The organism is Mesorhizobium sp. M7A.F.Ca.US.006.04.2.1 (genome assembly GCF_004022915.1).
GTDB lineage: Bacteria > Pseudomonadota > Alphaproteobacteria > Rhizobiales > Rhizobiaceae > Mesorhizobium > Mesorhizobium ciceri.
Map to the genome: position 1 here is coordinate 1 of NZ_RZQA01001033.1, position 1,943 is coordinate 1,943.

At 62.4% G+C, this 1,943-nt stretch carries 2 protein-coding genes and 1 pseudogene; 1 reads left to right on the plus strand and 2 read right to left on the minus strand.

Going from position 1 to position 1,943, the window contains the following annotated elements; genetic code table 11:
• Together EN925_RS33825 and EN925_RS33830 are read right to left on the minus strand one after the other, a co-directional pair.
• Positions 1-226 (minus strand): hypothetical protein (locus tag EN925_RS33825; protein WP_164894585.1); only part of this gene is annotated, 226 nt, incomplete at its 3' end.
• Positions 227-624: 398 nt separating this feature from the next.
• Complete coding sequence (locus tag EN925_RS33830) at positions 625-1,371, minus strand: SDR family oxidoreductase (RefSeq protein WP_127369261.1); 747 nt, start codon at positions 1,369-1,371, stop codon at positions 625-627.
• A 315-nt stretch (positions 1,372-1,686) separates the two neighbouring features.
• Between EN925_RS33830 and EN925_RS33835 the strand changes: the two are divergent.
• Positions 1,687-1,943: pseudogene (locus EN925_RS33835) on the plus strand (glucose-6-phosphate dehydrogenase); the annotation flags it as partial.

Below are 1,943 nucleotides of genomic sequence, written 5' to 3' on the forward strand. Positions count from 1 at the left end.
GCACGTAATAGAGTACCGGCGTCGTGCCGGCGTCGGCGACCATCGCCAGCGGCCTGCCTTCGACCCAGACGTATTCGGTGATCAGCGCGCCGGACGCATCGTATTCGGCGATCACATTGCCGTCGAGGTCGTGCACCATATGCAAGGTGGACGAGGCCGCGATGGTGCGAGACACCAGCCGCGACAGATAATCGTAGATGTAGCTGCCTGCCGCCGTACTGTTCACGGTGGCCGCCGAAAGCTGGCCGGCGGCATTGTAGCTGTAGGTCTTGGTGAGCTCCGGCGAGACGGTCGCGTCCTGCGTGACGTTGCCGGCAAGGTCCGACTGGAAGCCGCGGCTCGGTGCGCCGCCGGTGAGGATGCCGGTCAGCCGGCTGGAGCCGCCCTGAAGGCTGTAGGTATCGATAGAGGTGACGCCACCAATGGTTACGGTGCGCTGGGTGATGTTGCCGACACCGTCGATCGTATAGGTGAGGCTGCCCCACGGCCCATCGGCATTCTCGATGAAGCCGTTGGCCGTATAGGTGTAGGTCTCATTGTTGGCGGGGTTGATCCTCGATTGCCGTGAGATTGCGCTTGTCCTGGTATTGCAGCGGATGAGATCCTGGCCTGCTACCCAGGCGTTCAGATGCAGCGGCCGCCGTCGACCTCCAGCGCCACGCCGGTGATGAAGGCGGCTTCGTCCGAGGCCAGCCAGAGTGCGGCGTTGGCGATGTCGAGCGGCGTCGAGAGCCGGCCGAGCGGGATCGATGCGCGGAACTTCTCGCGGATTTCGGGTGTGTCGGCGCCCATGAATTTCTCCAGCATGCCGGTCTCGCCGGCAACCGGGCAGAGGCAGTTGACGCGGATGTTCTTCGGCGCCAGTTCCACCGCCATCGATTTGGTGGCGGTGATCGCCCAGCCTTTCGACGCATTGTACCAGGTGAGGCCGGGGCGCGGCCGCAGACCCGCGGTGGAGGCCGTGGTCAGGATGACGCCGCCGCCCTGCCGCTCCATGATCGGCACCACGGCGAGTGCCGCGTGATAGATCGCCTTCATGTTGACGGCGGTTATCAGGTCGAAGGTCTCCTCGTCGACATTGAGCATGTCGCCGTTGCGATGGGTGTAGCCGGCATTGTTGACCATGATGTCGATGCGGCCGAATGCGCTTTTGGCGGCATAGATCATCTCGTCGAATTCGGAGCGCAGCGAGACATCGGTCTGGGTCCAGATCGCCGCTTCGCCGATCTCGCCGGCGACGCGCTCCGCGTCCTTGGCGTTGAGATCGGCGACAACGACCCTGGCACCCTCCTGCGCAAAGCGCCTGGCGATGCCCTCGCCAAAACCGGACGCAGCACCGGTGATGACGGCAACCTTGTTTTCCAGACGCATGTTTTTCCCGCTCATGATTGATGACGATCAACCGGCGCGCCGATAGCGCACATCCGCGCGAACCCGTGGCTTCTGGCCGGATTGCTCGAAAGATGTGCGGCCATCGCCGATTTCTCCTTTGGCTTTCGCGTCGATCCCGCTCTATGCTGCAACTGCGAAGGCTTCCGGTGCCGCGCCTGTCGACAAGCCTCTGGGTCATCGGACTGTCAAGGGGCAGGCGCATACACCCAGATGTGACACCATGGCACTGGAAAATTTAAATCGATTAGATTATATCAGCCGCGTCACAGCGACCGGCGTCAGAGCGGACAGACCATGACCAGCCAGATCATCCCCGTCGATCCTTTCGACTTCATCATTTTCGGCGGCACCGGCGATCTGTCGGAGCGCAAGCTTCTGCCGTCGCTCTATTATCGCCAGCGCGACCATCAGTTTTCGGAGCCGACACGCATCATCGGCACCTCGCGCTTGAAGATGAGCGACGAAGAATTCCAGGCCTTCGCCAAGCAGGCGATCTCGGACCACGTCAAACCGGCCGACATCGACGCCAAGGAACTGAAGACCTTTCTGGC

What these genes read in the sequence shown, in the direction of transcription:
- EN925_RS33830 (WP_127369261.1), bottom strand. Translation starts at nt 1,371, where the DNA reads ATGCGTCTGGAAAACAAGGTTGCCGTCATCACCGGTGCTGCGTCCGGT.